General features: G+C 67.9%; 16 protein-coding genes. 3 read left to right on the top strand and 13 right to left on the bottom strand.

Annotation, left to right across the window (positions count from 1 at the left end):
- Nucleotides 1-222 precede the first annotated feature (222 nt).
- Nucleotides 223-480 carry a hypothetical protein gene (locus ACFY3V_RS10785; protein ID WP_389772153.1) on the bottom strand — a complete coding sequence of 86 codons (258 nt, stop codon included), beginning with the start codon at nt 478-480 and terminating at the stop codon, nt 223-225.
- A 524-nt stretch (nt 481-1,004) separates the two neighbouring features.
- Between ACFY3V_RS10785 and ACFY3V_RS10780 the strand changes: the two genes are divergently transcribed.
- Both ACFY3V_RS10780 and ACFY3V_RS10775 read left to right on the top strand, forming a co-directional pair.
- Entirely contained in the window at nt 1,005-1,523 is a 519-nt protein-coding gene (locus ACFY3V_RS10780) for a hypothetical protein (protein WP_362900066.1), read from the top strand.
- A 457-nt stretch (nt 1,524-1,980) separates the two neighbouring features.
- Nucleotides 1,981-2,163 (top strand): hypothetical protein, encoded by a 183-nt coding sequence (locus ACFY3V_RS10775; protein ID WP_389772149.1) that lies wholly within the window; start codon nt 1,981-1,983, stop codon nt 2,161-2,163.
- A 59-nt stretch (nt 2,164-2,222) separates the two neighbouring features.
- Here the strand turns inward: ACFY3V_RS10775 and ACFY3V_RS10770 are convergent, their stop codons facing one another.
- The 12 genes from ACFY3V_RS10770 to ACFY3V_RS10715 form a co-directional block, all read right to left on the bottom strand.
- On the bottom strand, nt 2,223-5,408 hold the full coding sequence (locus ACFY3V_RS10770; RefSeq protein ID WP_389772146.1) for a BTAD domain-containing putative transcriptional regulator: 3,186 nt from the start codon (nt 5,406-5,408) through the stop codon (nt 2,223-2,225).
- Between the two features lie 395 nt (nt 5,409-5,803).
- Nucleotides 5,804-6,232 carry a nuclear transport factor 2 family protein gene (locus ACFY3V_RS10765; protein ID WP_362900062.1) on the bottom strand — a complete coding sequence of 143 codons (429 nt, stop codon included), beginning with the start codon at nt 6,230-6,232 and terminating at the stop codon, nt 5,804-5,806.
- Between the two features lie 209 nt (nt 6,233-6,441).
- A complete protein-coding gene (locus ACFY3V_RS10760) occupies nt 6,442-7,155 on the bottom strand; it encodes an AfsR/SARP family transcriptional regulator (protein ID WP_362900060.1) in 714 nt (237 codons plus the stop codon).
- Between the two features lie 1,043 nt (nt 7,156-8,198).
- Nucleotides 8,199-9,236: an aldo/keto reductase family protein gene (locus ACFY3V_RS10755; RefSeq protein WP_389772142.1), complete on the bottom strand. Its 1,038-nt coding sequence runs from the start codon at nt 9,234-9,236 to the stop codon at nt 8,199-8,201.
- A 129-nt stretch (nt 9,237-9,365) separates the two neighbouring features.
- The gene (locus tag ACFY3V_RS10750) at nt 9,366-9,938 is read right to left on the bottom strand and encodes a flavin reductase family protein (protein WP_389772139.1); all 573 of its coding nucleotides are present in this window, start codon (nt 9,936-9,938) and stop codon (nt 9,366-9,368) included.
- Between the two features lie 19 nt (nt 9,939-9,957).
- Nucleotides 9,958-10,662 (bottom strand): SRPBCC domain-containing protein, encoded by a 705-nt coding sequence (locus ACFY3V_RS10745; protein ID WP_350949505.1) that lies wholly within the window; start codon nt 10,660-10,662, stop codon nt 9,958-9,960.
- A gap of 69 nt (nt 10,663-10,731) precedes the next feature.
- Nucleotides 10,732-12,093: an MFS transporter gene (locus ACFY3V_RS10740; RefSeq protein ID WP_362900054.1), complete on the bottom strand. Its 1,362-nt coding sequence runs from the start codon at nt 12,091-12,093 to the stop codon at nt 10,732-10,734.
- Entirely contained in the window at nt 12,090-13,316 is a 1,227-nt protein-coding gene (locus ACFY3V_RS10735) for a hypothetical protein (RefSeq protein WP_362900052.1), read from the bottom strand. Before ACFY3V_RS10735 ends, ACFY3V_RS10740 begins: the two co-directional genes overlap by 4 nt.
- A 451-nt stretch (nt 13,317-13,767) precedes the next feature.
- Nucleotides 13,768-14,637, bottom strand: a complete 870-nt coding sequence (locus tag ACFY3V_RS10730; RefSeq protein ID WP_389772134.1) for a L,D-transpeptidase family protein — start codon at nt 14,635-14,637, stop codon at nt 13,768-13,770.
- Nucleotides 14,638-14,670: 33 nt separating this feature from the next.
- Nucleotides 14,671-15,789, bottom strand: coding sequence for an FAD-dependent oxidoreductase (locus ACFY3V_RS10725; protein ID WP_389772131.1), 1,119 nt, complete (start codon nt 15,787-15,789; stop codon nt 14,671-14,673).
- 583 nt (nt 15,790-16,372) lie between these two features.
- Nucleotides 16,373-16,894 carry a MarR family transcriptional regulator gene (locus ACFY3V_RS10720; protein ID WP_350949500.1) on the bottom strand — a complete coding sequence of 174 codons (522 nt, stop codon included), beginning with the start codon at nt 16,892-16,894 and terminating at the stop codon, nt 16,373-16,375.
- 127 nt (nt 16,895-17,021) lie between these two features.
- Nucleotides 17,022-18,329, bottom strand: coding sequence for a M50 family metallopeptidase (locus ACFY3V_RS10715; RefSeq protein ID WP_389772127.1), 1,308 nt, complete (start codon nt 18,327-18,329; stop codon nt 17,022-17,024).
- Between the two features lie 214 nt (nt 18,330-18,543).
- On the opposite strand from ACFY3V_RS10715, the gene ACFY3V_RS10710 reads away from it, so the two are divergent.
- Nucleotides 18,544-19,149: a response regulator transcription factor gene (locus ACFY3V_RS10710; RefSeq protein WP_389772124.1), complete on the top strand. Its 606-nt coding sequence runs from the start codon at nt 18,544-18,546 to the stop codon at nt 19,147-19,149.
- The last annotated feature ends 34 nt before the right edge of the window (nt 19,150-19,183 follow it).

Raw genomic sequence — 19,183 nt, 5'->3', positions numbered from 1 at the left:
CAGGCACTTGCGGCAGGCGATCCTTCCCTCGTCCAAAGCCGCACCGCTGCGGCTTCTTGTGATGAGAACTCATCCACCGGAGGCTCCGCGTCTTTCTCTCCGGCCTTCGGCGAGTTCTCCCGAAAGGCCCGAAACGCCACGGGCGGCGTACCGGATATCCGCAACTGCCCGAATTATTTCTCTGAAATCACCTCATCATCGAGGCGCATAACCATTGGTTATTCAATCCTTACGGAAAGAGCCATTGCTGTTATTGATGGCCGGGGCGATCAGCGCATTCCCGTCGAAGCCATTCGTATAGAACGCTTTGATCTTGATTAGCGTTACCCTCGTCCGAGCGTGGTTCCTGAAGTAGCCCACCGCCCGCACGTCTGCCGGGTGTCGGAACGCATACGTGTTGGAGCATTCATGAAATCCGGTGCCGGTGTGAGCATGGGTCTTGATCCGAACCATCTTGACGTCGGGAGGCACGACCGTCACGGGTTCGGAAAGAAACGATCGGTCACCTTCCAGGTCGCCGGCTCGCAGTGGCCCGCTTGAGCCTGTTGCAGGACCGGGCGCGGGTTCAGCCGAGATCAGGTTCCACTGGTCGATCCAGGCACGGGCCCGACCATGTCCGCACCGTCATCACCTGGCGCGCAGGACCCGGCAGGATCCAGCGCCCGTATGCCGACCATATTCTCTGAATATACCAAGGTCGTATAGATTTCGGTCGGCGCAAAACTCGAAAAACGCTTGAAGGGAAGGGAATTGTAGCGACCAGCAAGCAGAAGAGGATCGCAGGCGTCGTGTCCGTTCTCGGCGTTTCGGCTGACGTCGTTATCGGGGCAGCGCCGAAATGCGGATGTGCGAGGGCCACGTGCTCAGCGCCCGCGCAGCCAGCCGGCTCCATCTTCACCCGGCTCGACGCTCACCCTTCGGCCTGACCACGCTTCTCGAAAGTACCTGCCGACCGGTCAGATGATCGTTTGTCCAGAAACGCCTTGCATGGTGAAGGAGAACCAGTGCGACCCCTTACGCGATTCCGGCTTCCCACGATCGGAGTGGCTCTCACCGCCGCCCTCGGAGCCGGGCTGCTCGTGGCACCCGCCGCACACGCCGCACCCAACCAAAAAATCAGCTACGTCAAGCGAGTCAAGCCGGTCCAGTCCGTGATCACCTATGTCGCGATCAAGGACCACCGTGGCCGGAATTACCCGATCAAGGTGACCACCACCTGGGCCTACAAGTCCTCCAAGTCCGCGCAGCTGCGGTCCATCGTGATCCGCGAGAACGGCTTCCCCAAGGGCGGGTGCATCTTTCCGGACCTTTACTTCGCGAACGCGAACAACTGGGAGGCCCAGCGGGGTAGATACGGCAAAATCTGCGACGGCGGCTCCAAGGCGTATTCGGTCATGAGAACGGTCAAAGTGCGCGGCGGCAGCAACTTCGGGCAGCTCTGGATCCGGACTCCCAACCCGAGCCACCCTGGCTGCTGCGGAGCGCGGCAGTACACCATCCAGTACAACCTCGCGAAGCGCTGAGCCTCCTCAGCCCGACCTTTTCCGAGTACGGCGAGAGCCGCGATCGGGAGCAGCATGGTCAGAGCACCGGAGAGCGCCGGCCCTCCGGTGCTCCCGGCCGGCTCGATCAGCGGCCCGCCCGCGGCCGGCGTCGAGCCGGTCGTCCAGAGCGCGACGACCTGCTGCTCCTCATGCGCCTGGCCACCCGGCTTTGCTTGGCTGAACGGGTGCAGCGTCCTCACCTGATGACGCTGCGGACCTTGGAGGCTCCTTATCGAACGGCCTGCCTTCGGTGTGCGCGTCGGTCACGCCCTGAAGGCTTGCCGGATGCTCCAGTGCATCCGCCAGGTGCAGCGGATAGTTGATGTGGCGGGCCGGCGCGACCGCCTCACGCGCGGGGGGAGACAGGCGCGCGGTTCCTCAGCCATCTGATCGCCCAATGGCCGCACGACGAGCATGAGACGGCACGGGGGCCCGGTTGCTGGAGGAGACGCAGGTCAAGGACGACTCGATCGGTCAGGTCGAGTGGACCGTCAGCATCGATTCCACCATCGCCCGCGCCCACCAGTACGCCGCCGGAGCCCGTAAAAAGGGGACGACGGCGGGACGATCGATACGAAGCAATCCCAAGAACCGGCAGGCGGCACCTGGCCCTCTATGACCGCCGCCGTCTGATGGCGGTCATCCACGGCGACATGTCGCCGAGAGCCTGGCCGCCCTTCACACGAGCCGGGAGTCCAGCGTTCTCACGCCATTCTCGTGCGAGATCCCGTGGAATAGTTCACGGGCCTCCTCCCAGACGGCCCTGGCCGTGTGATGGTCGCCGGCGGCACCGTGGGCGTCGCCGAGGGCACGGAGCGTCCGCGCCAGGTAGGGGATCGAGCCGCGGGTTCGCCACACCCGGACCGAGCGTTCGAGAGTGGCGATGGCGGCGGGCAGGTCTCCTTCGGCCAGGTTCAACTGTCCAAGAACGCTGAGCGCGTCGGCGAGATAATGGCCGAAGTTGCCGTCCTCGCTGTGGGCCAGCGTCAGTTCGGCGGTCGCCCTGGCCCGCTCGTCCCCGACCGCGGCGAACAGCTTCGAGAGGTAGAGCAGCGAGAACGTCTCCAGATAGCGGTAGTGCAACCGCCGTGCCATTCTCAAGGAGCTTTCCAGCAGTTCCTGGCCGCCCGTGATGTCACCGCAGAACGATTTCGCCGCGCCGAGGAACTGGGTGATCGTCGTGGTGTAGTGAGCGTTGCCGAGCGCCTCGGCGACCTTCGTCGCCTGCTCCAAGACCGTGAGCGCCCCTTGAGGGTCGTCCTCGCCATGGATGATCGCCATCACGTGATAGGCCCGCGCCTGGCCGCCGAGGTAGTCCGCGTCGGCGGCCGTCCGCAGAGCGCGCTCCGCCAGGGCGAGCGCTTGTGCACCACCGTTCCCATCGGCCGTCATGCTCCAGGCCAGGGTCGCCAAGGCATCGGCCGTTCCGACCGGATCGTCCAGCATGGTGAACAGGTCGAGGAGCTGTGAAGCGCCGGCCCGCATCCGTGTCATCGCCGGTCCGGGGCCCGCCGGTGAGCTCCAGGTGGTGACCTCCAGGAGGCCGCGCATCAGCACGGCCTCGCCGCGCTTGTCGCCGGTCTCGCGGCAGAGGGCGAGCGCCTGCTCGTGCATGCGCTGCCAGCCGTCATACAAGCCGCGCACGTTGAGGTACGTCTCGGTGGACCCCGCGAGGTCCCATGCGAGTCGGGTCAGGCGCGCCTCGCACGCTTGGGCGACCCCCGCCATCAGCGCGGCGTGCTCCGCGCCGAACCAGGCCATCGGGTCGGCCAGCAGCGGACCGGAGACCGCCGCAGGCAGCCGCCAGCGCGGCGCACAGCTGTGCATGGGTGCGTAGCAGGGGCCCTGGACGTGTTCCGCCGCGACCTCCGCCAGCGCCAGCCACGCGCCCAGGGCCCGCCCGAGCGCGGCCTGGCGCTCGGGTTCGGAATCCTCTCGCTGCGCCCGCTCACGCGCGTACAACCGGATCAGGTCGTGGAACCGATACCTGAGCATGCCCGTCTCGTCCGTCCCGGTGGGGTTCAGCAGATGAGCGTCGATCAGGGTTTCGATCTCGTGTTCCGCCTGCCGTACCGGCACGTCCAAGAGGGCCGCCACCACCCAGGGAGCGAAATCGGGCGCGTCGAGCAGTCCGGCTAACCGGAAGGCCCGCTGCGCACCCGCGGGAAGCATCCGGTAGCTCATCTCGAATCCCACGCGGATGTCGAGGTCGCCCGCCACAAGTTCGTCCAGCCGGTGCCGTTCCTCCCCGAGGACACCGGCGAGGTGGGACAGACTCCACTGCCTTCTACCGAGAAGCCTGGCCGCCGAGATGCGGACCGCCAGCGGGACCCGGCCGCACAGCCGGGTGATCTCCAGAGCCGCGTCCGGGTCGTCCTGGACGCGTTCGTCGCCGACGATTCTTCTCAGTAGGTCCAAGGCCTGGGCCGACGGCAGGACATCGAGTTCCAGCAGGCTCGTGCCCTCGAGACCGACCAGCCGGACACGTCCGGTAAGGAGCACGGCCGTGCCGGGGGCCCCGGGCAGGAGCGGCCGCACCTGCTCCTCTCCGGCGACATCGTCGAGCAGGATGAGAATTCTGCGTCCGGCCAGGCAGCTCCGGTAGAACGCCACGCGTTCCTCCAGGGATTCGGGTATGCCGGTGGCGCTGATGCCCAGTGCGAACAGGAACCGGCTGAGCACGTCCTCTGGGCGGGCGGGGTCGGCGGAGGCACCACGCAGGTCCGCATAGAGCTGGCCGTCGGGAAAGCGACCCGCGATCCGGTGCGCGACGTGCACGGCGAGCGTGGTCTTGCCCAGGCCCCCCAGACCCGCGATGCTGGCCATGGCGACGGTACCCGGCCGCGGCTTGGTGAGGACCTCGGTGAGGTCTGCCACCTCGCCATCCCTGCCCGTGAAATCCGCGATGTCCAGCGGCAACTCGGCGGGGGTGGGGGCCGCCCGAGGTTCAGGCGTCGGGGCCGTGGCATGGACGGGACGGTCGGCGGACAGGGCACGCATGTGCTCGCTCGGCTCGATACCCAGTTCATCCGACAGGCGCGCAGCAGTGTCACGGTAGGCCGGCCTGTACGGGCCCGGCCCCACAGGGGAGCCCGTGATCGTCGCCATGACGCGAGGAACAAGGTCGAGCGAGGGGTCCTGAGTGAGGATTCGCTGATGCATGTCGTGCAGCTCTTCGGCCGGGTCCAGACCGGTCTCCTCGATCAGGGTCTTGCGGGCGCGCGTGTATTCGGCGAGCGCGTCCGCCCGCCGGCCACAGCGGTACAGCGCCAACATCAGCTGCGCGCGCAGCCGCTCCCGCAGTGGGTACTCGTTGGTGAGTGCGGTCAGCTCGCCCAACAGCCCGGCGTGGCGTCCCAGCCTCAGGTCCACGGCGATCCGCGACTGCAGGACCGACAGGCGGACCTCGTCCAGCCGCGCGGCCTCCGCGGCCAGCATCGGGACATCGGTCATGCCGACGAACGCGGGCCCGCGCCAGAGATTCAGCGCCTCGTGCAGGTGGCGGGTCGCTTCCTCCGGCTCACCGGCGGCCTCCACAGCCTGCCCTGAGCCGGCCAGGTTCTCGAACCTCGCCGCATCCAGCTCGTCCCGGACCACCGGCACCAGATATCCGGAGCTGTGCCGCACGACGCGAGCCGGGTCGCCCAGGTGCCGCCGGAGCCGGTGAACGTAGGTCTGCATGTTCTTGGTGGCGCTCTTCGGAGGGGTGTTCCCCCACAGTGCCGCGGCCAGTTGATCTTCCGAAACAGGATTACCCGCTTGGCACAGCAGAACCGCTAACAGCACCCGCGCCTTAGGCGTGCCGAGATCGAGCTGCTCACCCTCTCGCCACACCGTCAGCGGACCTAGTATCCCGAACTTCATTGTGCCCCCTTGACTGGACGCACTGTAAACCTGGACGGCCTGTTTCAGTGATCCACTGGGTGACGAAACGATTGCGAACTCTTCTTGCCCGGGCCGGATTCCAGGACATGACCAGCCGACTGCCGGACCGGCGTACGAAGGCATCGGACGCCGGGGAAAGCGAGTGGGTTTCGCCCACGGCCGGACTCGCCGGTGGAGGCCCTACAGGTCCAGGAGCATCGGGCACGCCCAGGGCACATGGGCACGAGAAGCAGCACGAAACGATGGGAACCAGTGAACGCCGAAAGCCCGGCTCGGAACACCTTCTAGAAGATCACCGCAGGTCGGTCGTCATGGTGGATCAGATCTCGATGTACTGATCTCCGGGGGCGGCGTCCGGTCGCGTAAGCGGCGGCTCACCCCTGGGCGCCCCCGTGGGCGAAGGTGGGCGCCGCGCCCGTGGACGCGGGCTCGACGGCGCCCCCGCCCGCCTGGAGGGGGGCGAGGTCGACGAATATGCGGTAGTCGGAGATCAGGCCGTCGTCGCGGGTGCGCCAGATCGATACGGCCACGACGCCGACGTCCGTGCCGTCGAGCCGCCGGTAGGTCACCTCGGTCTCGGCGATGATGTCGGCGTCCACCTGCCAGTTCCGCACGATCCTGTGCCGCAGGCCGCCGATGGTGGAGAAGAAGTCCCGCAACCCGGCGGCGATGGCCTCGCGTCCCGCCATCGGCTCGGCGTTGCCGAACACCAACGTGGCGTCCTCGGCCAGCAACCGCACGAACTCGTCGGGGTCGAACGAGTCGACCGTCCGGAAAACGCGTCGCACCGCGTCGTCGCTCATGCCGATCCTTCCTCACACCGTCGGGATCACTGGTGGGGACGATACGGGGCGAGGGACGAGGCACAACTATCGCCGGGGTAGGTGTCCCGTCGCCCGAAGGCACACCGAAGGTCTGCGGAACCGGGGCGCGACGGCCAGGTCGGCGCACCGCGCCGGATCGCGGCGCGTCCAGCCCTCCGCACCCCTTGTCAACGGCACCGGCCCCTGGTTCACCGATGCGCGGCCTTCAGGCCGACCTCTCCCAGACATTCCAGTACGGCGTCGACGGACATCAGGAACGGGTCGGACTGCAGAATTCGCGTGTGCATCGTGCTCATTTCCTGACCCGGCAGGATTCCCAGCTCCCGGTCGAGCAGCACGATGGTCTCCTGGAACACCTCCAGCGCCTCCCCTTGGCGACCGGTCCGGTAGAGGGCGAGCATCAGCAGGGTGCGGAATCGTTCGTGGAACGGGAAACGCATGATCAGGCCGCGCAGCTCGGGTATGGTCTCGAAGTGGTTCCCGAGGCCGATGTCCGCGCCGATACGAAGCTCCAGCAGTGAGGTTCGCAGTTCCTCCAGCCGGCTGACCTCGTGGTCCGCGACGGCGCTCTCCGCCAGGTCCGCGTACGGCCTGCCGCGCCACATGTCGAGCGCCTCCGCCGAACAGCGCGCCAAATCCTTTATGTCGGAGGAGAGCATGGCGTTCAGCGCCTGTTTGGCGAGCGCCTCGAACCTGTGGACATCGAGTTCGTCGGGATGCGTGACCAGCGCGTAGCCCTCACCCCGCTGCTGGATCCGGTCGTGGCCGAGAACATGCCGGAGGCGGAACACGTAGACCTGCATCGCCTTCCGCGGATTCTTGGGCTGTTCGGTCCACAAAATATCCGACAGGATCCCGACGGGCACCGACTGCCCCGCTCTGCTGAGCAGTATGCTCAACAACTTTCGCGGTTTCTGGGCCGGCATCGGCACTTCGACGCCGTTCACGGTAACCGCCAGATCCCCGAGAACGTGGAACTGTACCTCGCCCTCCGGGAGGGTGTTAGGCGACATGTGTTTTCCTTCGCGGGTGGGAAAGGGACGTCAGCCTCTTCATGGGAATGTCGTCTTCTCCGCCGTGCATGCCGTCACGGAAGACGGTCGCGCACGGATCGGGAACGTGAGGTGTCGGTCGATGACAGGCGCGTACGACGTCTCGACGAAGCGCCACCTCGATCAGGGCGGAACTGTGCCGCCGCGCTCGGAACGGGTGGCCGGTAGCTCGGCCGGAAACGTGAATCGCGGATCTCACCGGTCTCGCACCCGATGGGAAGGCCCGGAAAGGGGACCAGAAAGAGGTCGTGAACCGCCTTCGCCCCATGGGCGACGGGACGGGACCCGCTGCGAGCCCTCTGACAGCGCGTACGGTCCCGGGGAGACCATCGCGGGCGCGCTCCGGCGCGGCTCAGGTCACACCACTCCGGCGAGCGCGGCCGCTTCAGCCGAAGGCCGGATCCCGCCCTGTGCTCCCGGTCAAGGTCCGTACGAGCGGGATGTGACCGCCCTTCGAGCGGCGATCCTCCCGATTGATCGCGCGCGGCCGCCCTGTGGCGTGCCCTTCCTGGACGCGCGGCGACATGAACGTGAACCGCTCGCACCGGCGGCGCCCCAAGCCGACCATGTGCCTGTCCACGGTGATTTCAACGTGCCTGAGAACATGAAAACGCACAGCCATCCGGTAGCCCCCATACCTCTTGTCTGCTTCCGGCCATTATACGTAAATGCCGGACACAGTTGTGGCTTTTACCTCAAGCTGAAAAGTTGTCATAAGCGGATATATCTCGCATGAGTTACGGACATGACGTTATGTCTTCATAACGTCATGTCCGTAACCGGCGTTTCCGGCGAACACCGAGCTGCCCCCGAGCTGCCTCCGAACTGCCCCCGCGCCCCGGCTCGGCGAACCGCGGTGAGGTCACGAGGTGAGGTCACGCGGACGCCCGCGGTTAGTCGTTCTCCGCATCGGCCTTCATCCAGCTCGGCTTCACCGCCATCATTTTCGCGGTCTTGGCGGGGTCCCGGTCGACGAGGTCCCCGAGCACCTCGTCCACCCGCTTCAGGACGGCGTCGTCGATCGTCCTGCCGGACGCCGAGGCGTTCTCGGTCACCTGTTCGGGCCTGGTGGCACCGGCGACCACCGAGGAGACCCCCGGCTGCCGAAGCACCCAGGCGATCGCGAGCTGGGCCGCCGAGAGGCCACACTCCCCCGCGAGCGGGAGCAGGGCCTGCACACGTTCGAGGAGCGTCGTGCCCAGAACCCTCCTGATGAAGGTGGGAGCCCGCCCGCCGGCCGTTCCCCGCGACCCGTCCGGCGGCTCCTGGCCCGGCCGGTACTTGCCGGTCAGCACCCCCTGCGCGAGCGGCTGGAAGGCCAGCTGGCCGATGCCCTCGCGCAGGCACAGCGGGACGATCTCCGGTTCGACGACCCGCCACAACATGTTGTACTGCGGCTGGTTGGAGACGATGCGGCTGCGCAGCCCGAGCTCGCCGGCGATGGCCAGCGCCGACGCGATCTGCGGGGCCGTCCACTCGGAGACGCCGAGGTAGAGGACCTTGCCCTGGCGTACCAGGTCGTCGAAGGCGATCAGCGTCTCCTCCAACGGGGTCGTCTCGTCGAAACGGTGCGCCTGGTACAGGTCGAGGTAGTCGGTACGCAGCCGGCGCAGGGACGCCTCGCAGGATTCCACGACGTGCTTGCGGCTCAGGCCACGATCGTTCGGTCCCTCGCCGGTGGGCAGGCAGACCTTCGAGGCGAGGACCAGCGACGATCGTCTCACCCCGTCGAGCGCGGCGCCCAGCACCTCCTCGGCCGCTCCCCGCGCGTAGACGTCGGCGGTGTCGAAGGTGGTGATGCCCGCGTCGAGTGCCGCCCGGATGCACGCGACCGCCTGGTCCCGATCCACCAGTTCGCCGTGGGTGAGCCAGTTTCCGAAGGTGACTTCACTGATCATCAGGCCGCTCTGCCCGAGGTGGCGATATTCCATTGGTCGTCAGGATGCGGCGCCCTCCTTCGAGGAGCCCGTCTTCCCGATCCTCCTTTCAGATGAAGGTCACGATACTGCTCCGCGCGCGGCACGGCGGATCGGTCGCGCGGGCGCCGATCCGCCGACGTGTCAGGACGCGCGGCTCCGGTGTGCGTTCCCACCTCTGAACTCGCCCGCCTCGCCCGGACGCGCGTCGTCCCGAGGGAGGGACGGGTCGCCTGGGCGACCTCCGGGGAAGACGGTGGCGAGAGGGTGAAAGGCCCTCCTGTAGTAGATCAGCGGAGCACCGTCACGCACGCTGTACGCCTGTACCGCGCCGATGACGACCTCGTGGTCACCCGCGGTGAGCACACTGTGCACGGTGCACTCCAGTGAGAAGAGCGCGTCGGGGACGACAGGCGGGCCGTCCGGGGTGAGTGCTCCCCATCCACCCTTGACCTTGTCCAGGGCCGTCGTCGCGAACAGGCGCGCCACGTCGTCGTGGTGCTGGCGGAGCATGCTCACCGCGAAGCGTCCCGACTCCCGTATGGCGGGCAGCGTGCGTGCGGACCGCGCCAGGCAGACCAGGACGAGCGGAGGTTCGGCGGAGACGGAGCAGAAGGCGCTCACGGTCAGACCGTGCGAGCCTTCCCGCTCCCCCCGGGCCGTGACGACCGTGACGCCGCTGGGAAACCGGGCGAGTGCGGCCCGGAAGCCGTCCACGCTGATCATCGTCGGGACGTCATGCCGTGAACGGACGCAGCACCAGTTCGACCGTGCGGTCCTGGAGGGTGAACGTCGCCTTCTGCCCGGGTACCGCGTCGTCGAGCCAACGGTGGAAGTCCTCCATCTCCTTGAGCGTGACGCCGTCGATGGCGTGGATCTCGTCGCCGGGCTGGATCCCGACGAACTCGGCGGCGGAGTTGATCGCCACATCCTGCACGACCATCCCGGTCTCCGGGGTGACCCCCAGCGGGATGATGCCCGTCTTGGGCGGCGTCAGCGTCTTGTGGAACTGGAACGGGCGGTGCTCCAGGTAGGCCGCGAGCCGCTCCAGGTAGTGCCACCAGTGGTGGTCGTAGGCGTCGAACTCCACCCGGGAGCGGACCGAGTCGCTGAAACCCGAGTGGCGTACCTTCACCTCGGTGCTGTCCTCGTCGACCTGGACGAACTCCACCTCCACGGAGGTCGGCTCGTCGTTCCCCGGCACGTCCCAGTCGTAGGAGCACGAGAAACCGGGGTCGACCTCGCGCAGCGTCGCCGTGAAGACGAGGTCGACCCTCCCTCCCCGGTTGAAGTGCCAGCGAAGCGGATCACCCGGCTCGACCGGGACGCTCGCGTCGTGCAGGTTCAGCCAGGCGCGGACCTCCTTGGGGTCGGTCCAGGCCTGCCAGACGCGCTCCCGGCTCACCTTGATCTCGCGTGCCGTCGATGTTTCGAGTGCCATGCCACCGTTCTCCATTCTTGGGATTCGCGCCGACGAGGGCACGGGCTCAGCCGTACACCGGTCGATCGCCTACTTGGCCCCCGCCTCGTGCAGGGCCCTCTCGACTGCGGCGTTGGAAAGCGTCAATAGTCCGATGAGCGACACGGCCGCCCCGAACAGGCCACCCACCCGGTAAACGGTCTCCAGGTCGGCGTGGGTCGCGATCTGACCGGCCAGGAATATGCCGACCGGCATCAGCCCGAAGGCCACGAGCCTGTTCACGCTGCTCACCCGTCCGGTCAGCTCCTTGGGGACGATCGCCTGCCGGATCGAAACGGTCGTGACGTTCCAGGTCATCGCGGTGTAGCCGGTGATGGCGAGGCCGAGGGCGACGAAGGCGACCTCACCGGTGAACCCCAGGATCGTGAAGCCCAGCGCGCCCAGCATCGCCCCGCCGAGCGCGGACCTCGCCGGTCCCAGCCGGCGGGTGAACATCCGGCACGTGAAGCCCGCCGTCACGCTGCCGACCGCGACCGAGGCGAGCAGCAGACCGTACGCCACGTCGCTGATCAGCATGACCTGACGGGCGTACAGCACCAGCATCGCCAACTGGCCGACCGTGCACATGTTGGTGAGACCCGCGACCAGGGTGAACACCCGGAGCACGCGATGGCGGGCCAGCCAGCGCACCCCCTCGCCGATCTCCTCGCGCATCGCGCGCCGGGGTTTCGCGCCGGGCGCCGTAGCCGCCCGGACACCGTCGGTGCGGAAATCGCCGCGCATGAGGAACGAGAAGAGGGAGCTCAGGGCGAAGCTGACGGCGTCCACGCCCACAGGTACGGCCCGGCCCACGGTGTAGAGCACACCGCCGAGCGCCGGTCCCAGGAACTTCAGCGCGACCGTGTTCGCGGTCATCAGCCTGCTGTTGGCTCGCTCAAGCGCCTCCCGGTCCTGCGAGACGGCCATCGGCAGGATCGCCGAGCGCGAGCTGTCGTAGACGGTCTCGATCGACGTGATACTGAAGGCGATCACCATGAGGAGCGGGATCGAGGCCCAGCCGCCGAGCACCGCGACGAACAGGACGATGAGGATCGCGCACCGGACGGCGTCCGACACCCACATCGCCCGGCGCCGGTCCCAGCGGTCGGCGAGCGCGCCTCCCATCAGGGCGAGCAGCAGCCAGGGAAGCTTGTCCGCCATCCCGACGAGGGAGAGCGTCGCCGGATCGCTGGTGAGGTCGGCGGCCAGCAGCGGCAGCGCGGTGACGGTCAGGCCGTTTCCCACGCTCGAGACCGACCAGCCTCCCCAGAGCAGCCAGAAGTTGCGGCCGAGGCCGCTGGAGATCTTCGAGCCCAGGCGCCGCCCTCCGTGCCCGCCCGGTGGCGCGCCGGAGACCTTCGGTTCCGCCGTGGTCCGCAGGTCTCCGGCGCCCGGGACCTCCCTCGTCGTCATGCGCTCACGCCCTCCGGGACGGAGTCCTCGGGGAGCAGCGCGGCGGGGTCGAGTTCGAAGAGCAGGCGAGTGGTGCGCGCGACTCCGTCCGCGTCTCCCAGCCGCCGCCGGCAGAGCACCGCCTTGTACGCCGCGCCGGCTCCTCGAAGACCACCCGCCTGGGCACCGAGCTCGAACTCCACCGCCGCCCGCTTGAGGTCGCCTTCGCGCTGGAACCAGGCGCCGGCGAAGTAGCGTGCGGAGGGCTCGTTGCCGTCCAGCCGCAACAGCTGCTCGGCCGCCCGTTCCACGTGTTCTGCGGGGTGGAGCATGGTGCCCGCCTTCACGGTCACGTCCAGGAGCAGCCTGGTGTTCTCCCGGGCGCTGTGCCACTGCTGCGAGTCGGCGGCGAGGCTCTCGGCCTCGGCACCCGCCTCGTACGCCGCGTCCATCGCCTCCCGCGCCCCGTACTCGTCCTTCTCCGTGATCCGGTGAAAGGCCGCGGCCCGCCAGAACCTGCTCACCGTGAGCGCGCGCGACCAGGGCTCGACCTCGTTCAGGGTGGGCAACAGCTCCTGGCCGTACGCCATCCAGTAGTCGCTCCCGCGCTCGCCTCCCCTGTCCCGCAACAGGATCGAGATCAGCTGGGTGCACGAGAGCACGCGCGGTACCGGCAGTTCTCCCTCTGTGGCGAGCCTGGCGAAGGCGTCCGTCACCGCGGAGTCGCGCAGATGCTGGCGCAGCGCCCGCGCGGTCTCGTAGGCGAGGTGGTCGCCCGCGGGGTGGGTGCCCTCGGCGCCGCCGGCGGTCAGCTCCGCCGCGAGCCGGTAGAACCCGAGCTGCGTGAGGATCCTGACGAGCACCGCGCGCCGTGGTACGGACTGATGCGGCCACTCGGCGATCTGGCGGCTGAGGAACAGCCACGGTTCCAGGCCGGTGTTCGCCGCCACGTCCGCCGGTGAGTCCCCCAGGAACACGTCCTGCCTCGCCTGCCTCGCCAGCCAGGACCGCGAGTCTCCCTGCAGGATGAGGGAGCAGTGCGGAAGCAGTTCGTCCTGGTTCTCGTCGCGCAGCAGGGCGAGCAACAGGGGGGTGCTCTCGGCGCAGAGCGGCCCGTCCACCGTGGAGGTCAGCGTGAACCAGGCGCTCCAGTTGCGCCGCAGTCCGACGGTGTCCAACTCGACCACGGGCGGGAACTCCAGATCCCCCCACGCGACGTCGTCCGCGCGCGTATACGTGTGCAAGCCCGCCAATGCCCCACTCTTTTCCAGATCAGCCGATCACATGGTCAAGTATGGTTAAAAGGCGGGAGAAGACTTATGAAATCCTCTCCCGCCAGATATCGGCGTTCAATTCACCGAATTAGTAGACCTCGCTGGGCGCGTACACCTCGCTCGGGGCGTAGACCTCACTCCGCATCTGAAACACCTCCTTTCGGGGTTGTTCCTTGCTGGCGGAGTCAGCTTTTCCGAGTGCAGTTTCACGATGGTTTCGCGTCGGTTTCACGGCACCCTTGACAGTTCTTGAATATGGTTGTCCTGCCTGGTGGCCGGGGTTCGAATCTTTTCCCGCGCCCCACCGGCCCCGGTGGTTCGACCCGGTGCCGGGGGTCGTTCGGACCGGGAGGGCCCGAGGTGCCGGACATGAGTCCGCCCCCGGCCGTTCGGGCCGGGGGCGGGCTGTGCGACGGCGTTCTCAAAGCGTCTTCGGCCGGTCCGTGTCCCGCCCGGGAGAGGCCGGAGACGCCGGAGACACAGGGCGCTCGGAGGACTTCGAGCGCTCGGGAGCCTCGGGACGGCGGACGTGGACGGGAGTGCCGATCGGGGTCATGTCGTAGAGCGCCTTGGCGTTGTGCAGCGGCACCCGGATGCATCCGTGGGACGCGGGGTGCCGCGGGACCCGCTCCGAGCCGTGGAAGCCGATGCCCTGGTTGAAATAGATGGTGTAGAACTGGTCGCCCAGCGGCCCGCTCGTCCATCCGGGCGTCCGGTACCAGGCGCGGAAGTCACCGGTGGGCGTGACCGCGACCCCGCAGTGGCCTTTCTTGCAGTAGTGTTCGCCGTTTCCGGTTGAGATGTGGGAGACCAGCGCGGGCCTGCCGTCCTTCCACGCGGTGAGCAACTGGCGGCGCAGGTCGATCTCCACCCTCGTGGGCTCCCCGTACGGCACCAGCGGCTTGAGGCGCGCCGGGCGGGAGAGCGCTCGCCAGGTCCGCGGGTCGATCTGGTCGGTGGCAGGCAGTCCGTTCGCCTTCTGAAAGGCCCACACGGCCGCGCGCAGCGCGGGACGGTACTCGTCGTCGACATCTCCCGGCCCGAACCCCAGCCGGTCGAGGCGCCGGTGGATCTGCTGGACCTGGGCTCCCCTGTCGCCGACGCGAAGGAGGGGGAACCGGGCCGGCGGGGTGTGCTCGGAACGAGGCATGGGCGAAGGGCTTTCACGGGGAACGGGCGGTCCTGAATGCCGCGACGACATGACACCGGTGTTCACGACACCGAATGGCAGGCACGCGGTGAGCGCGAGGGCCGAGTTCGCGGCCAGGAAGCACTTGACGGTTCTCCGCATTTTTGACGCCTATCCGCTCTCTGGCGAGGTCCACTAGAAGGAATACGAGTACTTGCGGTCCTCTATCGCCGCGCGCACCAGACCGACGGCCTCCTGGGCGCAGCCCCAGGAAAAACTGAATCCGGCCCCGCCGTGCGCGAAGTTGTAGACGACCTTTTCCTCGTCGTCCCACTCAAGGCAGACGTTCTCGGCCCGGAACGGCCGCAGTCCCGCCCGTACCGGCTCGTCGGGATCCAGCCTGGCGTGTCGCAGCGCGGGCATGAAGGCAAGGCATCGCTCGTACATCTCCCGTACCGGAGCGTGGTTCTCCAGATTGATTCCGGTGTCCCACTCGTCCTTTTCCGCCAGCCCGCCGAGAACGAGAAGTCTCGGATTGCGCGGCACGATGAAGACGATGTCCTGCTCGTCCTTGTTCTCCTCGTCGTGGGAGACGCAGTGGGCCTCGCGGATCCGGCGTCCGCGAAGCCCGTCGTTGCGTACCCGCACCAGCGCGCCGCGCAGCGGATACATGCCGATGCCGCGGAGTGCGGCGGTGCCCAGGCCCGCGCAGCAGACGATCACCTCGGCGTCGAAGCGGTCGAGGAGTTCCTCCCTCCGCTCGGCCAGCAGGCCCTCGACCCGGTACCGTTCGACCCGCACACCGTGGATCTTGACCTGCCGCATCAGCCACGCCATGTACTGATCGGTGTCGATCATGGGCGCCAGGTGCGAGTACGCGTCGACCACGCCGTAGTCGGGGCTGACGCCGTTGCGTTCGGCGAGTGTCCGGTCGCGGACGAAGCCGCGCACCTTCCCCGCGAGTTCCCGCATCTTGTGGAGGTCGTGCGGATTCTCCTCGACGGGGTGCTTGAAATAGAAGTTGGACCTTCGCATCGCCACCCCGGGAACCTTCGCCCTGGCCAGCCTCTCGAACATCTCGTACGAGGTGACGCACCAGTCCTTGGAGCGGGCGAGCGAGATCTGGTCGTGGTGGTAGCCGCACACCGCGGGTGGCCACTCCCACAGCGCGCCCGCGACAACCGAGACGATGTCGGGGGCGAATCGCTCCGCGACGACGGTGACGCGGAACCCCTCCCTGGCCAGGCACAGCGCGCTGGTCAACCCGCTTACCCCGGCCCCGACGACAAGTATTCCCTCTGAATTCGCGCGCACCTGGAAACGCCTTCTTTCCTGATCCATCCAGCTCGATCACTTTTCGGCACGACCGGCGCGGGGGGCCGTCACGACGAACACCGAAACCCCTCCACAGTAATTCGAGCACCGGCGAATCCCCGAATGGCGGCGAACCCGGCACCGGAGAACACCGGCCTCGGGCGATGGGAAAGCATGACCGCTTGAAGAAAGAATCTGGATCGAGCGGCGAAAAGCCGCACTCGGCCCGAATGATCCGATGACAAACCTTTGGCCGCGTGCCGGATTTTCATCACCGATCCACCGGTCGACCCGGGCGAATATTGACACTCCTTGATCCGGTCCCGGTTGTCGCGAAGGGCCGATCGAAGCGATCACAGGGCGAATTGCCGACTTTACTCGTGGACTCGCCTATATGCCCTCGGTGGGATTGTTAAGGGGCGGGTAGCGGGCCAAGTCTCACTTGTTGTAGAACGTGATGACTAAACACATATATTGAGAGGCGTGCCCTCGTCCGCTCACCTCCGACGCCGCCCGGCGGGGGCGTGCGCGGCCAGGAGGCCGCACAGGCCCCGCGAAGACACCGGACCCGAGAGGGTGCGGTTCAGCCCGGGGCGGAGGTCTCCGCGAGGGTCTCGGCGATCAGCCGGTCGAGGTTGGCCAGGTTCGCCGGACGGGCCACGGCGGCCTCGGCGAAACGGCCGAGCAGCCGGGCGAAGGCCTCGCGGTCCGGCTCGTCCCAGTCGGCCATCAGGCCGTCCAGGTAGGTGCGCCGGTGACGGACCACCACCTCCAGCACGCGGCGGCCCCGCTCGCTCAGCACGAGCCTGGCCCGCCTGGCGTCCACGGCCGACTCCTCACGCTCCACGAACCCCGCACCGACCGCGTCGTTGACCAGCCTGCTGGCGGTCGACGGATCGACGCCCAGTTGCTCGGCGACGGCGCCCACGGTCACCTCGGGCACGTCCAGGCTCAGCTTGTGCACGGCGTGCACGACCATCACGTTCGACATGTGCACCGGCCGCTGCGGCTCCCCGGCGTTGCGCGGCCGTAACGGCCGCGACCAGATTCGGCGAAGCCGGAACAGGGCCACGTCGATCACCGCTCCAGGCGTCCCCTCGTTCACGGCGCCACCCTAGCCGCTGCGGACGGATGTGCCGCGTGTCCCGGCCCCGCGGCGACGGCGCGCACGACGCCGCCTCGGGCCGCGATCGGGAAGATCGGCGCGCACGGGACGCCTGGGCGGAAGACGCTCAGCCGGACAGACGGACCGGATTGACCAGGTCGGCGTACATCAGCAGGCCCGCCATGATGATCATCAGGAAGGCGATCGCGTAGGTGAGGGGAAGCGCCTTGGCGATGTCGACGTGGCCGGGCACGGGACGGCGCGCCACACGGGCGAAACCGCGCTTGAGACCCTCCCACAGGCCGCCGGCGATGTGGCCGCCGTCCAAGGGAAGCAGCGGGATCAGGTTGAACAGACCGATCGCCAGGTTGAAGCCCGCCAGCAGGTTGATGAAGACGACGATCTTGTTTTCCAGCGGGATCGCGGCCGCGGCGATCTCACCGCCGATGCGGCTCACACCGATGACACCGATCGGGCCGTTCTTGTCACGTTCGTCGCCGGAGAAGGCCGCGTGCCAGACGCCGACCATCTTCTCGGGGAACCTGAGCAGCGCGGCGGCGGTGGCCGAGGTGAGATCCCCCATGTGCTCGGCGACTGCACCGAAGCTCTGCTGCTCGATGACGATCTTCGGGCTCACCCCGAGATAGCCGACACCCTTTTCGATCTTGCCGGGCTCGTCCAGCGACTCACGGTCCTGCGCGATGAGGCCGGCGGTGACGGTCAGCTCCTGACCGGCCCGCCTGATACCGATCTCGACCGGGCCCGCGCCGTGGTCGCGGATGGCCCGCGTCGCGGCGTCCCAGCTCGTGGCGGGCATACCCGCCACGGACACGATGACGTCCCCCGGCCGCAACCCCGCCACGCTGGCCGGGCTGGGCATGTCGGCCGCGGTGCACTCGGGGTTCTTGGCGTAGTCGGCGGCGGTCTTCACGCACTGCGGGATCGAGGCGATCTCGGTCTTCTGCGTGGGAATGCCGAACCCCATGAGCACGACGCCGAACAGGATGAACGCCAGCACGAAGTTCATCGCCGGGCCGCCGGACATGATGATGACCTTCTGCCACCAGGGCTTGCGGTAGAACACCCGGTCCTCGTCGCCCGGTCGTACGTCCTCGAGGGCGACGTCGCGGGCGTTCTCGATCAGGCCCTGCCAGGGCCCCGTGGAGACCGAGCGCACCTTGCCGGGGGCGTCGGTGGGCCGGGGCGGCAGCATGCCGATCATGCGGATGTATCCGCCGAGCGGGAGCCACTTGATGCCGTACTCGGTCTCGCCCTTGTGACGCGACCACATGGTCGGACCGAACCCGACCATGTACTGGGTGACCTTGACACCGAACAGCTTGGCCGGCACCAGGTGACCGATCTCGTGCAGCCCGATGGACACCATCAGCCCCACGAGAAAGACAATGACCCCGACCACGGAGAGCCAGCTCACAGGTTCGTACTCCCATCGCGGTTTCACCGACAATGCCCCATAAGAGGTTAGCCCAAGTATCCGTCTCCCACGCCGACGCGGAGCGCGGCGTCACCGGCCACTCCTGGCCGGTCCGGGCCGTTGCCCATCCTTCGCCGATCGGACACACTCCGTTGACATTCAGCGATCGCACGAACACTCTTTGATGAGGGTGAGGGCGGGAGAGAGGGGCGTTTTGATCGGGATCCTGGTGGCCGAGCATCTTCCCCTGGTCCGGCGCGGACTGGTGGCGACGCTGGAGAACGAGAACGACATGAAAGTGGTGGCCGACGTCTCCACCGGGGAGGACGTGCTCCCCGCCGTCCTGCGGCACGCCCCGGAGACGGCGGTCATCGATCTCGAACTGCCGGACGTCTGCGGTTTCACCGTCGCGCTCCGGCTGCACGAGAGGGCTCCCGGCTGCCGGGTCCTCCTGTTGTCGCGCACTCCCAGTCCGGTCCAGGTCCGCCGGGCCTTCGCCGCCCACGCGCTCGGGTTCATGAGCCTGGAGGTCGGCCCCGAGCAGCTGGCCGACGGCGTCCGCCAGGTCGCGGCCGGCCGCCGCGCGGTCGACTCCGAGCTCGCGGTCGCCGCCCTCAGATCGGCGGAGAACCCCCTGACCCGCCGGGAGCTCGACGTGCTCAGGCTGGTCGCGCAGGGGGCCAGGTCCGGCGAGATCGCCGACCAGCTGTTCCTCTCCGTGGGAACGGTCCGCAACCACCTGTCGCGGATCATGTGCAAGACACAGGCGCGCAACCGCCTCGACGCCGTACGCATCGCCGACGACTCGGGGTGGCTCTGACCTTCCCCCGACGGCCTTACCCGGCGACGCCGGA

Origin of the sequence: Streptosporangium sp. NPDC000095 (assembly GCF_042899335.1) — a bacterium.
Taxonomy (GTDB): Bacteria; Actinomycetota; Actinomycetes; order Streptosporangiales; family Streptosporangiaceae; genus Streptosporangium.
Note: the sequence above shows the minus strand (reverse complement) of the source record. Positions and strands in the feature narration are given on the sequence as shown.